This window comes from Agaribacillus sp. DX54, from assembly GCF_056858335.1.
This window is the reverse complement of sequence record NZ_JBXEQE010000038.1, coordinates 21983-39531: the sequence shown is the minus strand read 5'-3', so window position 1 is coordinate 39531 and position 17549 is coordinate 21983. Positions and strand designations below refer to the sequence as shown.

At 42.8% G+C, this 17549-nt stretch carries 14 protein-coding genes; 8 read left to right on the top strand and 6 right to left on the bottom strand.

Annotated features, from left to right (window positions below; genetic code table 11):
* Positions 1–208: 208 nt before the first annotated feature.
* Positions 209–3109 carry a ligand-binding sensor domain-containing protein gene (locus AC04NP_RS26635; RefSeq protein ID WP_482863123.1) on the bottom strand — a complete coding sequence of 967 codons (2901 nt, stop codon included), beginning with the start codon at positions 3107–3109 and terminating at the stop codon, positions 209–211.
* A gap of 282 nt (positions 3110–3391) precedes the next feature.
* On the opposite strand from AC04NP_RS26635, the gene AC04NP_RS26630 reads away from it, so the two are divergent.
* The 3 genes from AC04NP_RS26630 to AC04NP_RS26620 all read left to right on the top strand — a co-directional run bounded on the left by AC04NP_RS26630 (position 3392) and on the right by AC04NP_RS26620 (position 8227).
* Positions 3392–4495 (top strand): hypothetical protein, encoded by a 1104-nt coding sequence (locus AC04NP_RS26630; protein WP_482863122.1) that lies wholly within the window; start codon positions 3392–3394, stop codon positions 4493–4495.
* A 295-nt stretch (positions 4496–4790) separates the two neighbouring features.
* Positions 4791–7145, top strand: a complete 2355-nt coding sequence (locus AC04NP_RS26625; protein ID WP_482863121.1) for a penicillin-binding protein 1A — start codon at positions 4791–4793, stop codon at positions 7143–7145.
* A 77-nt stretch (positions 7146–7222) separates the two neighbouring features.
* Complete coding sequence (locus tag AC04NP_RS26620; protein ID WP_482863120.1) at positions 7223–8227, top strand: 3-oxoacyl-ACP synthase III family protein; 1005 nt, start codon at positions 7223–7225, stop codon at positions 8225–8227.
* Positions 8228–8420: 193 nt separating this feature from the next.
* On the opposite strand, the gene AC04NP_RS26615 is transcribed toward AC04NP_RS26620, so the two are convergent.
* Both AC04NP_RS26615 and AC04NP_RS26610 read right to left on the bottom strand, forming a co-directional pair.
* Positions 8421–9734, bottom strand: coding sequence for an amidohydrolase (locus AC04NP_RS26615; protein ID WP_482863119.1), 1314 nt, complete (start codon positions 9732–9734; stop codon positions 8421–8423).
* Between the two features lie 143 nt (positions 9735–9877).
* Positions 9878–10138, bottom strand: a complete 261-nt coding sequence (locus tag AC04NP_RS26610; protein ID WP_482863118.1) for a hypothetical protein — start codon at positions 10136–10138, stop codon at positions 9878–9880.
* Between the two features lie 200 nt (positions 10139–10338).
* On the opposite strand from AC04NP_RS26610, the gene AC04NP_RS26605 reads away from it, so the two are divergent.
* From AC04NP_RS26605 to murB, 3 genes are all read left to right on the top strand, one after another.
* A complete protein-coding gene (locus AC04NP_RS26605) occupies positions 10339–10593 on the top strand; it encodes a hypothetical protein (RefSeq protein ID WP_482863117.1) in 255 nt (84 codons plus the stop codon).
* Positions 10594–10746: 153 nt separating this feature from the next.
* Complete coding sequence (locus tag AC04NP_RS26600) at positions 10747–10899, top strand: hypothetical protein (RefSeq protein WP_482863116.1); 153 nt, start codon at positions 10747–10749, stop codon at positions 10897–10899.
* A 95-nt stretch (positions 10900–10994) separates the two neighbouring features.
* On the top strand, positions 10995–12011 hold the full coding sequence (gene murB / locus AC04NP_RS26595; RefSeq protein ID WP_482863115.1) for a UDP-N-acetylmuramate dehydrogenase: 1017 nt from the start codon (positions 10995–10997) through the stop codon (positions 12009–12011).
* A gap of 137 nt (positions 12012–12148) precedes the next feature.
* Here the strand turns inward: murB and AC04NP_RS26590 are convergent, their stop codons facing one another.
* Entirely contained in the window at positions 12149–12631 is a 483-nt protein-coding gene (locus tag AC04NP_RS26590; protein ID WP_482863114.1) for a deoxycytidylate deaminase, read from the bottom strand.
* 95 nt (positions 12632–12726) lie between these two features.
* On the opposite strand from AC04NP_RS26590, the gene AC04NP_RS26585 reads away from it, so the two are divergent.
* A complete protein-coding gene (locus AC04NP_RS26585) occupies positions 12727–13260 on the top strand; it encodes a DUF2911 domain-containing protein (protein ID WP_482863113.1) in 534 nt (177 codons plus the stop codon).
* A 43-nt stretch (positions 13261–13303) separates the two neighbouring features.
* Here AC04NP_RS26585 and AC04NP_RS26580 read toward each other — a convergent pair whose 3' ends face one another.
* Together AC04NP_RS26580 and AC04NP_RS26575 are read right to left on the bottom strand one after the other, a co-directional pair.
* A complete protein-coding gene (locus tag AC04NP_RS26580; protein ID WP_482863112.1) occupies positions 13304–14365 on the bottom strand; it encodes an AI-2E family transporter in 1062 nt (353 codons plus the stop codon).
* A gap of 52 nt (positions 14366–14417) precedes the next feature.
* The gene (locus AC04NP_RS26575) at positions 14418–16607 is read right to left on the bottom strand and encodes a DUF5916 domain-containing protein (protein ID WP_482863111.1); all 2190 of its coding nucleotides are present in this window, start codon (positions 16605–16607) and stop codon (positions 14418–14420) included.
* Between the two features lie 63 nt (positions 16608–16670).
* On the opposite strand from AC04NP_RS26575, the gene AC04NP_RS26570 reads away from it, so the two are divergent.
* Positions 16671–17480 (top strand): alpha/beta fold hydrolase, encoded by an 810-nt coding sequence (locus tag AC04NP_RS26570; protein WP_482863110.1) that lies wholly within the window; start codon positions 16671–16673, stop codon positions 17478–17480.
* Positions 17481–17549 lie beyond the last annotated feature (69 nt).

Sequence of the window (17549 nt, the reverse complement as noted above, 5' to 3'; positions counted from 1 at the left end):
CCGATGTTTTAATAAACACCCGATTTATGATTCGATTTTGAAAATTTTGCAATAAAAGGAATGTGAAGTTTTAAAATAGATTTGGCCGATGCAATTATATACGGTTTACAAATAGTTAACAAAATAATTCAACTATTTGATTTTCAGAAATATACAAATAATTACTTTTGAAGCCGGAATGGGAATGACGAGGGCAAATATGACTAAATCACATGGCCATTACATGATCGGTCAAATCCTGCTGTGACTCCAGGTTCAGCTTTTTTCTGAGTCTGAAACGGGCGGTTTTAACACTTTCCGGAGAGATGCCAAGCAGTGATGCACTCTCGCTGATCGACATATTCAGCCGCAACAGCGCACAATGCCTCAGCTCCAGGGAGGTGAGATCAGGTTGATACTTGATCAGATTTTCAAAGAAACCAGTATGTACCTCTTCAAAATATAACTTAAATTCATCCCAGTCTTTATCTTTTCTGAAACTGTAATTAATTAGTCCCAGCAGTTGCCTCAATTCAGAAGAAGAATGCCTTCCGGAACTTCTGATTATCCGGGTGATGCCTTTACTCAACTCCTTTAAAGTTTCGTTTTTTTGAATAATGTTTAACGTGTGGGTGGTCAGTTGCTTGTTTTTATATTCAATTTTGTCATTGAGCTGCTTTTCTTTCAGCATCAGGTATTTTTCATTTTGGCGAATTATCTCATTTTTTTGAGTGATTATTTTATTTTTCTGCCTTTTTATTTCTATAGTTCTGTTCTTGATAATTCTCTCCAGCCGCTCGTTTTTTTTCATCAGGTGCCAGTTGTAAAATCTTACTGTACCCACCAGAATAACAACAAAAGACACAATATACAGCAAATAGGCCCACCATTCTTTAAACCAGGGGCGTTCGATGTTAAAGCCGTAGCGTTGAACCTCACTCCACAACAAACCACCATATTGTTGAGCACGCACTTCCAAAATATGGTTTCCTGAAGTGAATTTTGGAATAAACAACGCATTGGAAGTGGTGGGGGAAGACCAGGTCGAATCGTCGGGTAACATCCTGGTTTGATATTTTATCCGGTCTGCCGGGTACGACAAGGAAACAAATCGTGCTTCCAGAAAAACATTATGTGCAAAACTTTGAATGCCTTCATTGGAAAGGTGCTGTTTTTTCCCGTTTATTTTTACATATTCAAATATTGGTTTGGGGGTAACTACATTGGCAGGATTCCTGTTAGGCAGGAAAGCAAGGCCTCTGGCAGTGGCAATCCAAAGGGTATTATCATAATCGACCAGCAATCCCCTTGTAGACAGATTTTTACTGGGAAGCCCCCTGGTTTTGTCATAGAAAAGGCTTGCATTGTTTTGATACCGTACAAGGCCATTGGAGGTAGCCACCCACAAGACCTCTTTGGCATAGGCCAAGGCTTTGATGGGTTCATCGATTGGCACTTTTTTGAGGTCAATCCTTTTAACCCTTTTTCCATCAATGCCACCTGTACCTGGTTTCAAGCTGTATGCTAACAATCCACTGGTACTTGCCAAAAAAAGCTCGTTGTTCTGACCAAAGGCCATATCTTCAATGGTAAAATCTTCGTGGACAGGGAAACCGATTTCCGCACTTATATCTTTGAATGAATCATGGGCTTCATTGTAGAGAAATAGATAACTCCGGGCATTCCCCCCGGCACAAAACAAAATGCCATTATGGGTCTCCCTCATCACCTTGGCCTGTGGCAGGCCACCTTCATTGAAAAACTTAAGTTTGCCGGCGGTATCCATCTTAATCAACCCCAACGTTTCATGCCCCACAATCCATGTATTTCCACTTTTATCTTCATACATTTGTGAAAGCTGACTACCCGGGGAAATTTCCGGAATCCGGTCAAGCTCCTGGCTATCGATTTGATACTTAAATACCTCACCCGAAAAATCCCCCACCCACAAAAAGTCCCGGCCTCGTGATACAGCCATGGGATAAATATCGAAATTTTCCAGAATCTCCTTTTGATACCACTGGTTATTCCTTTTCTCCAACTGAAAAATATAGTTATCAGCCGTTGCGTAAATCGTACTGTCTCCATTGAGTTTCAATGAGGAGATATGGTCTGTACTGGAATGGTTTACCCGCTCAAAAAACACCGGGTGAAGCAGAGCAATGTTTTCAGTACTGGAGATCCAGATACCATTCTTATCATAATGTAAACCGGTGATATCATTAAAAGGAAGGATATCCAGCGCCGTAAACGTAGGATTTTTTTCTGATATGTCGGCCCGCCATAGCCCTTTACCTGCGGTACCGATGTAAAATTCCTTATCATTGAGCAACAGGGTGCATGATATTTTATCTATTCCATTGATCCTTCTGCAATGCCCAATGGTTTTCTCATCCTTGATTTTGATCTCAAACAAACCGTTTTCTGCTCCTATCCAAAAAGTGTTTTCCCCCCTGTTATCAATACTGCCCACATTAATGATATTCTCTTTTAACGGCAACTGTATAAACCGGTCCCGAATGGAATCATAACGGTATAAATTTCCGTTGAATGACATGGCCCAGATTGTGCCCAAATGATCTTCGATGATGGAAAAAGCCTTGAAAAAGCTATCGGCAAAATCTTCAGTACCAAAGCGATACTTTTTAAGTTTTCCATTTTGAACTTTACTGATAGCCTGGTTTTCACCAATCCATAGACCTCCCTGGCTATCTTCAAATACAGACTTGGGATAGTACAAGGTGGAGTCAGTGTCAGTGGAAAGCCCGCCGATAATTTTATTGAAATATACAGTATCCGGATTACTGCGTATGGATACCAGCCCAAAATCATGCAATACCAGCAGTTGTCCATCCTCCTTTTTCCAAAATGCCTTGGCAAATCCGGTTGGGATCTGGTCTTTGAACAACACAGCATCCTTACCATTGAATCGGATCACTCCTCTGTCTGTAGCACTCCATACAAAGCCGATATCATCGGTGATTATGGCTTTGATCAGGCCACTTGATAATCCTTCATCGAGATTGTAAGTGCTGAGCTGATATTGCTGCGAAAAGACAGCCGTCGTGGCCAATAATAATGTAATCACGGCCAACCAGCCTTTGCTTTTGATGCATTCAATCCATTTCAAAACTACGCCGCTTTTATTGGTTAATGAGCTTACAATCAAAAATAAAGCATTGCATAAATAATTAATACCGATTAATCTATAATATAAGCCATTCCGATCAAATTTGTTTGTCTTTAAACCGGTGATTTCTGATAAAGGAAGCCTGGATTGTAAAAGCCCTGGCAACTAAACAGGCCTTTTTTTATAGAATTCATTTAATTGACTATCAAGTAGTTATTGAGAACATTTATGAGTTGGCACAATACTTGGGCTTAACTGGGAAAGAATTTAAAATTCCAGGTTATGAAAAAGATACTGATAATATTTACCATATTGGCCGGCATATCGATTTCGAACAGTCAGGCTCAAACCTTTATAACTGCCGGAGGAATACATTTAAGTTGGAATCTGCCTTTGCCTGTGGTGGATGTGGTCAACTATGACTATCCTGGTTATGTATGGGTACATACGGAAAGGATCAGGTTTCACGGGCGTCTGAGATTCAGATTAATTCTGAAAGACGGCCCTTTCTTCGTAGAATTGTATCTCAACCGCCGAGGCCACGTGCTGGACAGGATATATCATGACGATTATCCGCTGATTAATCATACGTGTTATGATTGCGGCTATCATAGTTATTATTATCACAATTTCTACTATCCCGCGTTGGTGAGTTTCAGGGTCAGGCCCCACTATCACTATCACAGGCCTTACTACAACTTTACCTATGTTTACAATTACAATCACTTGCACTATCATAAACAATATTACAGAGAAAGGCCGGTGAGTCGCAGATACTACCGTGACCATCGATCGGGCAGGGATTCCTACAGTAGTAACAGAACGTACAGGAGAGATGGCAGGGTTACCAGAAGTCGGAGTAGCAGTAGTTACAGGGGAAACAACAGCCGGGTCACAAGGGTTCAGCGACCGAGCACCAACACCAGTGTTCAGCGGCAAAGCAGTAGCAGGTCCAGGGTGCAAATTCAGAGTAGTAATAACGCCAGGGTTCAGCGACCGAGCACCAACACCAGTGTTCAGCGGCAAAGCAGTGGTAACGCCAGAGTTCAGCGGTCAGGCAGGAGCAACGCCAGCGTACAGGGGCAGCGTGGCAATTCCTACCGAAGTCGTAAGGAAACCACCACCGGAACATCGCGGCAACAGCTAAGTCAGTCTGCAAGAACTGTGAAAAGCGCGGATAACCGCAACAGCCGATCAGGTAATAGCAGGAGCTATCAAAGAAGTTCGCAAAGCAGAACCCGCAGCTACAACACGAACAGCAGAAGCCAGGTAAAGGCTGAGCCAAGAGGACGTTCCTCTGCCGTAAAATCATCCGGATCCGGTAGTCGAAGTTCCAGGGCAGGTTCAGGAACAAGTTCCGGCTCAAGAAACAGACGGCAGCACTAAGCACAAAAAGTTAATCAAGAGGCTGTCTCAAAAGGGTAGCCTCTGATTTTTTTGCCAAATATTATTTTGCTTGGTTAAAATCTCACTGAGAATAGATAGAAAACAAGGGGTGTTTTACTCATATCTTGAGATAAATACCTATTCAACCTGTATCCGACAAAAGGATATTCGGTGTTAAAAAAGGCCATCTCACTTTTGAGACAGCCTCTTTTTTTTAAGTCATAATTCCAATAAATTTGCAAAATAACTACAGGCCTGAATCGTTGTGTATTTGATTTAATCTCGACCCTATATTGTGAACAACCCATTTGCCAATGTTTTTGAATTGTTAAAGTCCGTGGCCGATAAAACGCGTAAGGCCTGGCAAAACAACGCATGGTACAAATCCCTGTTAAAGTTAACGCTCATCCTGTTTGTAGCCGGTATCGCTACCATAGCTGCATTTTACTGGAGCATTTATTTTGGGCTTTTCGGGCCGATTCCAACCGCGCAGGAACTTGAAAACATAAAAAATCCCGTAGCCTCGGAGGTCTATTCATCCGATAGTGTATTATTAGGAAAATACTATCTTCAGGAGCGTACGGATGTAACCTTTGATCAACTTCCGGAGGAGCTTATCCAGGCTTTGCTTGCCACTGAAGATGTCAGGTTTTATGAACATTCAGGGGTGGATAAACGAAGCCTTTTCAGGGTTCTATTCAAGAGTATAATACTTCGGGACGAGTCATCCGGGGGTGGCAGTACCATCACCCAGCAATTGGCAAAAAACATTTTTCCCAGGCAAAGAAACCGCTACCTTTCCACACCCATTAACAAGTTAAAAGAAATCATCATTGCCCAAAAGCTGGAAAAAATCTATAGCAAGGAAGATATCCTGACTTTGTATTTTAATACGGTTTCGTTTGGAGAAAATGCTTTTGGTATCAGGACTGCTTCAGAGCGGTTTTTTAGTGTGAGGCCAAAACAACTGAAAATTCAGGAAGCTGCCGTTTTGGTAGGGTTATTAAAAGCTACCAATACTTATAACCCAAGGCTAAACCCCAATAATTCGATCTCAAGGCGGAACCTCGTCATCAGTCAAATGGCCAAATACCGGTTTCTGGCAAAAGATGAATCGGACTCGATAAAATCCCTGCCACTGGTTTTAAGGTACAAACAACACAATCATAATGAAGGGCTGGCTACCTATTTCAGGGAACATATCCGGCGGGAGTTAAACGAATGGTGCCGGCAAAATCAAAAAGCTGATGGTACGCACTATAATCTATACACCGACGGTCTTAAAATATATACTACCCTTCATGCCGGTATGCAACGTTACGCCGAAAAAGCGGTGCAAACACACATGGCAGAGCTACAGAATACTTTCTACAGGCATTGGGGCAAGAGCGAACCCTGGACGACCCACAGTCAAATACTGATGAATGCCAAATATAAAAGTGCCAGGTATAAAAAATGGCGGGAAGAAGGTCTTCCCGAGGAAGATATTAATAAAAAATTTTCAGCGCCCATAAGAATGAAAATTTTCACCTGGGAGGGTGAGGTAGAAAAAGAAATGAGCCCTCTGGATTCCATTAAACATTACCTGTATTTCCTCCACGCGGGATTCATGGTGATGGAGCCCAGGTCGGGACATATATTGGCCTGGGTGGGTGGCATCAATCACAAATACTTTAAATTCGACCATGTCAACGTCAACACCAAAAGACAGGTGGGCTCAACCTTCAAACCGATCGTTTACGCTACCGCCCTGGAAAACGGTGTGGAACCTTGCGATTTTGTACCCGCCCGAAGGATTATTTATAAAAACTTCGAGGACTGGTCACCCGGCAATGCCAACGACAAATATGAAGGATCCTATTCTGTCAAAGGCGCCTTAACTCATTCGGTAAATACCGTTTCGGTCAAAGTATTGAAAAGGGCTACTATAGATAAAACGGTAACCTTAGCCTCAGAAATGGGTATTGAAAGTGAAATACCGCCTGTCCCCTCTATTGCCTTAGGAACTGCCAATATCTCATTGCATGAGATGGTAGGTGCTTTTGCTACCTTTGCCAACCGTGGTAAGGTAAGGAAACCCAACTTTCTTCTGGGCATCACCGGCAGGGATGGAAAAGTGCTTGAAAGCTTTCAAAATACAGAAGAAGAAAAAAGGGTGATGAGCACCCAAACCGCCGACATGATGACAGCGATGATGAGAAATGTGGTGAATAATGGAACAGCCTCCCGGTTAAGGACTAAATACGGGCTGAAAAATGACATTGCCGGCAAAACAGGTACTACCCAGTCCCACGCCGATGGCTGGTTTATTGGCTTTACACCGGATCTGGTGGCCGGTGCGTGGGTAGGTTCGGACGATCCTAATATTCATTTCCGGAGCATCACTTATGGCCAGGGGGCCTCTATGGCCTTACCGATCTGGGCCTTGTTTATGCAACAGGTAAATAAGGATAAAGCACTAAGTCATTATGCCAAAGCAGGTTTTCGACATGCCGGTGGAGAAGTCAGCCGGCTGATGAATTGTGATGATTACCGGGACCGAAAATCCTTCATTGATGATATTTTTGCCAAAATTTTAAAGAAACGGGACAGGTCGAAACCCAAACGATCTAAGAGAAAACAGCCTCGTAAAAGAAGGTGGACCAACTAAGTTTTTTGGTATTCCCAATAATTACACTTAATATTTTGTGATCATTTATTTAATTTTGGCCATCAACATGAGAATATATGATAAGTTCAAGGATTATTGGGTTGGGGCACCATGTTCCGGAAAACATTGTTACTAACCACGACCTCTCCAAACTAATGGATACCACTGATGAATGGATCGTAGAGAGAACAGGCATTCATCAGCGGCGTTTCATGAACCCGGAAAAAGATACTGTAGCCAATATGGCAGCCAAGGCCACCCGCATGGCGGCTGAAAGGGCAGATTTAAAAATTGAAGATATAGAATTCATCATCTTTGCCACCATTACACCCGATTACTACTTTCCCGGTTCGGGCGTATTACTGCAAAGGGAATTGAACCTGGAAAGGATTGGGGCCCTGGATATTCGAAATGCCTGTTCGGGATTCATCTATGGCCTTTCGGTGGCGGACCAGTTTATTAAAACAGGCATGTATAAAACCATTCTGGTGGTCGGTGCTGAAATACAATCAACCGTGTTGGACCTGTCTACCCGGGGAAGAAGCACGGCCGTTATTTTTGGGGATGGGGCCGGTGCGGCAATTGTACAAGCCTCACAGGAAAATGGCAGGGGTGTATTATCAACACACCTTCATGCTGATGGAAGGTTTGCGGAAGAACTCTACATAAAGGATCCGGGAAGTAGCCGTCCACAAGCTGAAAGGCAGCCTGAGCAGATTCTCGATACTTCTACATTTAAGGTTCATATGAACGGTAATGCGGTGTTTAAGCACGCCGTTGGCAAGTTTGCAGAAGTTATCGAGGAAGCTTTAAAAAGTAATCAGGTGCATGTCGAAGATATTGACCTGCTGATTCCTCATCAGGCCAATCTTAGAATCAGCAAGTTTTTACAGGCCTCTCTCAATCTTCCTGACGAAAAAGTCTACAACAATATTATGAGATACGGCAATACTACTGCCGCTTCTATTCCTATCGCTTTAAGCGAAGCGTGGGCGGAGGGAAAGATTAATACCGGGCAACTTGTGTGCCTGGCCGCCTTTGGCAGCGGGTTTACCTGGGCCTCCGCCTTAATAAAATGGTAATAAACCCAAACCTTTGTGTCTTGGGCCTCCGTGGTAAAAAATGGTGAGGCACAAAGACACAAAGAGGCACAAAGAATTTTGTCGAAAACGTTGTGCAACAGCCACGGACGCTTGCGCCAGGGGCCGGAAATTGATGCCAGAAAAACTGCGAGCCGTCCTTGCAGGACTTTGAGTAAGGCTATGTATAACATGCTTACTTTTTCCATTGGTTACCATAATCGACCACCAGGTTGCAAAACGCCCGCATACCCAGTAACATGCCCGCATCATCTACATAAAAATCCGGGGTGTGGTGCGGTGCGGCAGTGGCAGGATCTTGACCCTCCGGCATCCCTCCTATGAAAAAGTAAAGACCTGGGATTTTTTCCTGAAAAAAAGAAAAATCCTCTGCCCCGGTGATCGGATCCATATAATTCACATTGTCATGGCCGGCCACACGTTTTAAGGTACCCTCCATAGCTGCGGTCAATTCCGGGTCGTTGTAGGTAATAGGATAGCCTTTTCGTATACTGACCTCAGCCACTGCCCCCTGGCTTTCGGCTATCTTAGTAGCAGTATGCACTATTTTCTCATGGATAATTTTGCGCATTTCATTATCCAGTGTTCTGATGGTACCGATCATTTCCACTTCTTCCGGAATGATATTACTTCTAACGCCACCATGAATACTTCCCACCGATATGACCGCAGGGGCTTTGGTGAGCTCCATTTGCCGGCTTACGATGGTCTGCAGCCCGTTAATGATCTGGGCTGAGGTTACAACCGGGTCAACACCCGTCCAGGGGGTCGAGCCATGGGTCTGTATTCCTTTCACTTTGATTTTAAACGAATTGGCTGCCGCCATAATCCCATGTGATCGATAATTTAACTTACCCACCTCGGTTTTCGAATTAATATGCAAGCCAAAAATTACTTCCACCTCGGGATTGTCCAGTACCCCTTCTTTGATCATAAGGTCAGCACCTCCTTCCTCACCTTCCGGCGCCCCCTCTTCAGCCGGTTGAAAAATAAACACCACCGTACCTTTCAATGACGACTTTAATTGCGACAATATCTCTGCCACGCCCATCAGAATGGCAATATGTGTGTCATGCCCGCAGGCATGCATTACGCCAACCTCCCGGCCATTGAATTGTGTCTTCTCTTTGGAGGCGAAACCAATGTTAACCCTTTCAGTCACCGGCAATGCATCCATATCCGCCCTGAGCGCCATTACCGGTCCGGGCTTTCCACCCCTTAGTATACCTGCAACACCAGTATGGGCTATTCCGGTCTTAACTTCAAAACCTAACGCACTTAAATGATCCGCTACTTTTGCAGCGGTTTTAAACTCACGGTTGGATAACTCCGGATACTGATGAAAATGATGCCTCCACGTAATCACCTTCGGTTCAATCTGTACACTTAGTTTATCTATCTTATCATAAATTGTATTTTGTGATAAGACAGGTTGGTCGGCATCATACGCCGTGATTGTAATAAGGGCTATAAGAAAATAGTTTTTCATAGGGTTATGGAAGTTTATCTTATCTAATTTAAAGAAATAAAACTACAAATGAGCAAAATGCTATTGGAATAAGCGCTCCATAAACCGGATGTAGATATATAAGGCTTTATATGAAAGGACAGTCTGGTATTGCCAGCGCCGGTCTAACTGTTTTTTTTTGAAAATTGGTAGTTAAGCCATTTGTCGTAAAAATCTACCGTACCATTCTTTCTTATCAACAGTACCCCGCTATTGGCATTTACTTTTTCAACATTAGTGAAGTGATTAGTACTTAGCAGGTTAAAGTCCTTGTCATATACTTCAATGATGCCAGTCTTTTTATGGGCAACAATAAACTTATCACCTAATACAATATCTACAATATCATTTAAATTCTTGATTTTATTGGTATTTAGCCCTCGCATAATTTGTTAGATCAAACTTCTTTCTCCCTAATCCAAATGGTATGCCAACTACCATTTCCAGACACAGTTGTCCTTAAAATGCCTCATTTGTGCATAAAATTTCAAGTATTTTGTATCAAAATGGGAATCCGATCCCAATTTGACCATCTTATATTTAAATAAATCGTATATTATAATATATTTCACGGGATATTAACTTTATGATAACAATAGGCGCCTTTAACAAACTCTCAAAATTTCAGCAATGTGTCGTGCTGTGGCAGGAAGGAACCTTTATTTCCAACCGCTTTGACCATAACGGCTACCGCATTAACCTGTATTACACAGGCAATTTTTACGCTGAAGTTTGGTATAACGGCAACCAGAGAAAAGTCGGATCAATTAAAACCTTCAGCACCCTGTCAAAATTAAAGCCATATCTGGATAAAATTGATATTGCCGATATCTATCATTAAACCACCCCCAAACCCACACTCAAACTCAAACTCACTCTCACTCTCAGTTTTGTGATGCCTCCCCCAAGCAAAAAATTGCCCGCCCCGAGGTTCATTTTACAGGTGAAAAAACCCACCCATTTTTTCATGAGCAAATAGGCAATGGGGGTAGCAATGATAAAAGGAATAAGCCCGGTGTTGTACCGGACCATCGATGACATCCGTCCCGGAGAACAGCAACTTGTTAAGCTGAAGATGGGAAATACCCTGAAAGAGCTGGCGGTTCAGTCTTCCGGATTTAAAGTAGGTGAGGATTTGTTTAAATAGGAACTGTTTTTACCATTATGATTTAATTATTTCAAAACGCAATAATATGCAGGGATATTGATATTATTGCAAATATTTTGCTTTTCATCCTGCATATGAAAATAGAAAAAAGTATCTCACTGCAGCCTTACAATACCTTTGGTATCGATGTTAACGCCAAATTGTTTTGTGCTTTTGAAAGTGAAAGTGATCTTAGAAGTCTTTTAATGCATGAAGCCTGTAAGGAGGAGAAAAGACTCATCCTCGGCGGGGGTAGTAATTTGTTGTTTACTTCTGATTTCGATGGACTTGTGATGAAAAATGATATCAGAGGCATCGAAACACTGAAAGAAGATGACAATCACATTTGGGTAAGAGTGGGGGCAGGTGAAAACTGGCATGAATTTGTTTTATACTGCATTCAAAACCAATGGGGTGGCGTTGAAAACCTGTCTCTTATTCCCGGCACTGTGGGCGCTGCCCCGATGCAAAATATCGGTGCCTACGGGGTGGAGATAAAAGAGGTATTCGAATCTTTGGAAGCCATTCAAATCGAAGACGGGATCAGCAAAACATTTTCCAAGGAAGATTGCCAGTTTGGATATAGGGAAAGCATATTCAAGAAAAAAGCCAAAGGGCAGTTTATTATCACCAGAGTTACTTTAAGGCTGTCTAAAAAGCCAGAGTTCAATACCTCTTATGGCGCTATTGGCGAAACGTTAAATGATATGGGTGTACGGCACCCCAGCATCAAAGCCATCAGTGACGCGGTGATTAAAATCCGGCAAAGCAAGCTCCCCGATCCGGATGAGATAGGTAACGCAGGTAGTTTTTTCAAAAACCCGACAGTAGATTATATAGATTTTGAGGGGCTAAGGGTACATTTCCCCAAAATCCCGGGGTATGAATTGCCTGGGAAAAATTTTAAAATCCCTGCTGCCTGGCTTATCGAACAATGCGGGTGGAAGGGCAGGACTTTCGGGCCCATTGGTGTCCATAAAAACCAGGCTCTGGTCCTGGTCAACTACGGTCAGGGGACAGGTGGCGCTATCAAAAACCTCGCCATGGAAATCAAAGAATCCGTAGCCCGCAAATTTGGTATCGAAATAGAACCTGAAGTCAATATTGTCTGATTCCCGAACCTACCCATACCAAATCTCGAGCATAGCGTTGATGTCTCTTGGTGTCTTTGTGCCTTAGTGGTAAAAGAAGTACTCAAAAGACACCATAACACAAAACATTTGCACCGAAAACGTCTTGCACCCCACCTTTAAATCATATGCGTCATATTCTCAAGATTACCATGATACTTTTCAACCTCCACCCCAAATTTAAGCAGGAAGTCGACACCCTCGTCACTGGCAATACCTTTGTATTCGGCATAAGACTTCAGGTAAATCACCTTTTTGACACCCATGGTGTAGATAATTCTCGAACAGGCCAGACATGGCGCCAAGGTTACATACATGGTGGCACCTTCCACAGTGGTCTTGTTTTTGACTGCGTACAGTAATGCATTTTGCTCTGCGTGAATCGCCAGGGAGCATCCGCCTTTGGAATCCCTTGGACAGCCCACATCGGGCCATTCCTGGTCACAATTGTGCGTTCCGGCCGGAGGGCCGTTATAACCGATAGAAATTATTCGTGTATCCTTGGCCAATACCGCTCCTACATGGCGCTTTATACAACGTGACCGCTTTGCCAGATTTACTGCCAGTTCCATATAAATGTCATCAAACTCAGGCCTGTTCATTATAAAAATTAAAAAGTGATGAGAATAAATTCTCGAATTTGGATTAAATAATTTTTAAATTTAAGCTATTTTGAGGCAAACATATCGTTGAATAAATGAAAAAAATCATTCAAGTCAAAGTATTTATTTTTTTACTGGCCTGGATGTCCGATACCAAAGGACAAAGTGCTTTGCCGCCGCAGCCCAGTCCCACTTCGATCACTACGCTTAAACATGAAAATACCTATATCAAAATCACCTACTGCCGTCCACACAAAAGGGGAAGGACAGTGTTTGGGGGCATGATCCCTTATGGAAAAGTCTGGAGAACCGGCGCCAATGAAGCCACTGAGATAACTGTAACCCAAGATATAATAATGGCCGGCAGGAAGCTGCCTGCCGGCACCTACACCCTGTTTACGATTCCCTATCGTGACAAATGGACGATTATTATCAACACAGTATTGGGACAATGGGGTGCTTACGAATATGACAGCCGCCGTAATATCTTAAAATTTGATGTTCCAGTGACTGCTACCAGCGTACATTACGAACCTTTTACCATAGAATTTGAACAAAGGGAAAGGACAACAAATCTATTAATGCTATGGGATCAAACCAGGGTAGCCATTCCGATTCAATTTATGTGACAAACTGTTAAGTAATAATAAAGCCCATCATTTCAACATTCCATTACCCCACCATGTCACGCGAATTCCCCATCAACCTCACAATAAGCACTGCATCCGGGATCTGCGCCAAAACAACTTTGAGCAACACCAGCATTGGCACCGACAATATCATTCCGGTCACTCCCCACAAATAACCCCAGAAGACCAATCCCAATATGACCACCACAGCATTTAAAGACAAGCTTGCCCCCAGCAGCTTCGGCTCAATAAAATTGCCAAAGAAAAACTGAATAGCAATCAGGCACAAAGCCAAAAACAATAAAGCAGGAATGATGCTCAGTTGTATCAACCCCAAAAGAATGGGGGGAATGGTGGCCACTATCGATCCAACAGTAGGAATAAAATTTAATACAAACGCCAAAAACCCCCAAAACAGGGCGAAATCAATGCCAAACATCCAGCAAACCAGGCCAAATCCGGTACCGGTGCACAAACTCATGAAAAACTTGACCTTTATATAGGTGACAATGGAGTTTTTGACCTGTTCAAACCCTTGCAGAATATTTTTTCCTCCTTCTACATCACCTTTTTCAAGGTATTGGATGTACTGTTCATATTTAAGTATTCCACCCAGTAATAATACCAGATAAAGCGAGGTCATGACGAAAATCCCCGTAAAATCACCCAAAAACTCTGCCAGGGTGCCGGAAGATTCGATGATCCAGTCAGTGGACATCATTTGGCCGAGACTTGAGATAATATCTCCTGAATTTATTTCCAATCCACTGATCCGGTGCACCCATTCCATAATCCCCTGAAGCTTTACATTGATCTGGCCTAGCAGCTTTTCTTGCTGCTTTACCAGGCTGACACCGGTTTCATAAATCATGAGTCCTATCAGGGCAACTGTAGAGATGGAGGTGAGGGAAATCACAACCAGACTGAGACCGAAAGGCCAGCTTTTTCTTTCAAACCAGGCTAATATCGGTTGCAACAATATGGCGAAAAATAAGGCCAGGGCAAGCGGCATCAGCAGGTGTGACAGTTCATCCAACAGGAAGGCAATTAAAATACTGGCAATAAAAATCAGAATGTTTTTAATAGTTTTAAGGTTGTTTTCCATGGTTGCGAAAGGCTTAATTGTTACAGCTTGTAAATACGCAACATACAAATTACTAAATATTTAACCAATAAGATAGTTTCAAAACTAATGCCCGGTTTTTAACCTCGAGGTTTTGGGGCAAGTAATTGTCAGTGTAAACGATAAAAAGATCCGAGACGGGTTTGAATCGCCATTGAAATCTGGTATTGATGTTTAGGTTATCGTTTTGTTCATTGAATTGAATAAAAGTGGTTAAAAAGAGTTGGTCGGTGAAGGTGAGGTCTATTCTTGGACCGATGAGAAAAAAGTCGGTGTCTTCAAAGGGCTTAGGTAAAGCAATATTATTGTAGGTTACCGCCAAAGCCAGATTTCCATAGGGCTGATACCTGTAATTCAATTCTGCCTCTACTTCCAGCAAATTTCCGTTGTAAAAGCCCCCATAAGCCGTAAAAAGACTATAATTGAATAATTTGCGCTGATCCGAAGCATATCCGATACCAAATCTGTCCCAGGTATATTCACTTCCGGCCGGAAGCTCCAGGCCATCTGAATTGGTAGGGTCAAAGGGGTCTTGCAGGGTAACCGTATTTCTCTCCACCCCTGCGTTAAACTCACTGGTGTTGGCATAACTTATCTCTACGCTGGCATAAAACTCCTGGTCCAGCACATTAAAATCAGTATCCGTAGTATATTCCGCCCCGATTTCTGTTTCGATGGTATTGATGACGCCGTTGGTCGGGTAAAATACCGGGCTGATACTTAATTCTCCTCTGGCAAAACCTGTGCGGGGCACAAATCCAACTTCAGCGTTATAGTTTTCTCCCACCAAATTATGAATCCAAAATACACCGAGGTTTCTGGTATTGTACCCCAAGAATGCACCATGGGCAAAATTTTCCGTATCCCGGCCGGGGTTTTCCGACCGGTGATAAAAAGCTTCCCCCTCCCATTTGTTGTTTCCTGTGGCAAAATTGTATTCAAACCCCCAGACCCGGTTGTACCTCGAAGTCTCCGAAGCCTCATCTTTCTTCTTATAATTCACGGACTGCCTGTTTACCAATATGGCACTTAAATTGGACCCGGCAAACACCGTTCTTTGCACCGTAGCGACTGTATAGTTTTGTCCGATAATATCCAGGTCATCATCTTTTTGCGTTTGCATGTTCATTAATCCGATCCGCCAGTTTCGATCCAGTTTCCCACTCAATCTTGCCCCATACAAAATGGGGGTCTGTACGTTATTTCCACTGGTATCCTTCGCTATGCCAATCCTCCTTGAAAAAAAAGGACGCGCACCCGGAAAACCGGCTAGTGCAAACAAATCGGAGTTTTCAAGAAAAAACTGCCTGCGCTCGGGAAAAAATATTTCAAACCGGTCGAGGTTTGTGACCTGTTCGTCGACTTCCACCTGTGAAAAGTCAGGGTTGAAGGTAAGGTCAAGATTCAATGCCGGCGTTACCCCGATTTTGGCATCGAATCCTGCTTCAAAAGTATAATCGGTCGGCTCACCCTCCTCAAAATCCCTGGCAGTCGCCCCCGAAAGGTATGGAATAACCGAGACATTGGCACCGGGTTTGGGAGGAAGATCTTCCCAGATCATCTTTCCGGAATAAAGTATGTTGTTGGGCCGGAATTGCTGGGGTACACGCACCCAGGTGGAGCGTTCGTTGTGCTTCAGGCTATACCGTAAAAAGTTGATATTCCACTGGCGATTGTCTTTGTTATATCTCAGGGTTTTGAAGGGTATGGCCATCTCCACGATCCATTTGTCAGGGTAATTTGTAACTCCGGAATACCATTTATTGTCCCAATCGGTGGCCACTTGCTCCCTTTCTGAAAAAAGGCCTTCCCTTTGAACACCTAACGGGGAGATACCGAATGTAAACCCGTTGGTCAGGTCGTTGTAGGTGTCAACGTAGAGGTTAAAACTTTCCGTTGTCGAAAACTCGTAGTCCCTTTTCAGGGAAGCAACTATATAATCGCGCCCTTCGTTATAACAAACGGCCGAAATATAAAGAAAATCGTCGTCAAACATCATTTTAACCTCGGTTTTGGCAATAGCCGGTAATGAATCGGTAGGAAAGTTTTGATAAAAACCACTAACCGCTTCAACTTGTTGCCATGCGGGCTCATCTGTTAATCCATCGACTTTTATCGGCTCCTGAATTTTTCTCATCATAATAACCGACTGTTCACGTTGATTTTGGGCAAAGATGTTGGCAGCTAAAAACGAAATAAAAAAAGCAGTAAAAATCTTCCTCACCTTAATTGTTTTGCTGTGATAAATTTGGATATGGCTTTCACCCCGCACTATCTTTGACAATTCATGTCTGGGAAAACTTATTCACATCTTACTTACCATCAAACGGTACTATACTTTCAAAAGTTTGGAACAGGTAACAAAGTTTTACTGGCCTTCCACGGATATGGTCAAAATAGCGATGCCTTTGAAAAAATCGGGCAATCCATCGGTACGAAATACACACTCTATAGCTTTGACCTCTTTTTTCATGGTAAAAGCATCTGGCCTTTCGGAAGTAAGCCCCTGCAGAAAACTTCGTGGATAGAAATAGTTAAAAACTTTTTAACCCATCGGGGCATAGAAAGGTTTTCACTGGCAGGCTACAGCATGGGGGGTAAATTTTTGTTAGCAATTCTGGAGGGTATGGCCCCTAGAATAGAAGAGGTTTGTTTCATTGCGCCTGATGGCATCAAAACGAATCCCTGGTATAGTTTGGCCACTTATCCCCTGTTTTTAAGAGGGGTTTTCAAGATAATGGTACACTATCCAAAGCCGCTTTTTGGTCTCATGGATTTGCTATTACACTTAAAAATTCTGGAAAAGGGATTGATTAAATTTGCCAGGAATAAAATGAATTCAGAGGCAAAAAGACGGCGGGTTTATAATAGCTGGGTGGTTTTCAGACATTTAAGTTTTGATATGGAAACCATTGCTATGCTCATCAACGATCATGGTATCCCGTTGAAAATGGTTTTAGGCAAATTCGATAAAATTATAACCCTGGAGAACATGCAAATCCTTCTGGAAAAACTAAAGGATTACAAGCTCATTGTACTGGAAACCGGCCACAATCAACTGCTGGATGAATTTGCCTTGCACCTTCAAAAAAATTAAACTTTCTTATACTTTTCCATAAATTTGCCACTGTAAATTAAAGGCTTTTTAACTCCTGAAAATTTTAAC

Bases quoted from the DNA above. Each gene is read 5' to 3' on its own strand.
- AC04NP_RS26630 (WP_482863122.1), top strand. From the start codon at position 3,392: ATGAAAAAGATACTGATAATATTTACCATATTGGCCGGCATATCGATT.
- AC04NP_RS26620 (WP_482863120.1), top strand. From the start codon at position 7,223: ATGATAAGTTCAAGGATTATTGGGTTGGGGCACCATGTTCCGGAAAAC.
- AC04NP_RS26615 (WP_482863119.1), bottom strand. From the start codon at position 9,734: ATGAAAAACTATTTTCTTATAGCCCTTATTACAATCACGGCGTATGAT.
- AC04NP_RS26610 (WP_482863118.1), bottom strand. From the start codon at position 10,138: ATGCGAGGGCTAAATACCAATAAAATCAAGAATTTAAATGATATTGTA.
- AC04NP_RS26605 (WP_482863117.1), top strand. From the start codon at position 10,339: ATGATAACAATAGGCGCCTTTAACAAACTCTCAAAATTTCAGCAATGT.
- AC04NP_RS26600 (WP_482863116.1), top strand. From the start codon at position 10,747: ATGATAAAAGGAATAAGCCCGGTGTTGTACCGGACCATCGATGACATC.
- murB (WP_482863115.1), top strand. From the start codon at position 10,995: ATGAAAATAGAAAAAAGTATCTCACTGCAGCCTTACAATACCTTTGGT.
- AC04NP_RS26590 (WP_482863114.1), bottom strand. From the start codon at position 12,631: ATGAACAGGCCTGAGTTTGATGACATTTATATGGAACTGGCAGTAAAT.
- AC04NP_RS26585 (WP_482863113.1), top strand. From the start codon at position 12,727: ATGAAAAAAATCATTCAAGTCAAAGTATTTATTTTTTTACTGGCCTGG.
- AC04NP_RS26580 (WP_482863112.1), bottom strand. From the start codon at position 14,365: ATGGAAAACAACCTTAAAACTATTAAAAACATTCTGATTTTTATTGCC.
- AC04NP_RS26570 (WP_482863110.1), top strand. From the start codon at position 16,671: ATGTCTGGGAAAACTTATTCACATCTTACTTACCATCAAACGGTACTA.